We start from the raw sequence: 279 nt of genomic DNA on the forward strand, positions 1-279 counted from the left end.
ATGGTAGATGCTCGCGGTCTTCCGGGCCTCCCCGCCCGAAAGACCGTTTTGGATGGCCCGTCAGTAGGCCTTGCCCCGGGCCGACACCGGCCACAGCGTTTCGACCTTTCCGCCCCGGACGCCGACGTACCAGTCATGGACATTGGCCGTCGGGTCGCAGTGACCGGGGATCAGGCGCAGCTTGTCGTTGACCTTCAGCACGCCCTTGGGGTCGGAAACGACGCCGTGCTCGTCCGAACACTTGATGTATTCCACGTCGTCGCGCCCGTGGATCACGGG

At 65.2% G+C, this 279-nt stretch carries 1 pseudogene; it reads right to left on the reverse strand.

Annotated features, from left to right (window positions below):
- Positions 1 to 60: 60 nt before the first annotated feature.
- Positions 61 to 279 (reverse strand): annotated as a pseudogene (locus A3764_RS21295) (DSD1 family PLP-dependent enzyme); the annotation flags it as partial.

It is taken from the genome of Sulfitobacter sp. HI0129, from assembly GCF_001635395.1.
GTDB lineage: Bacteria > Pseudomonadota > Alphaproteobacteria > Rhodobacterales > Rhodobacteraceae > Sulfitobacter.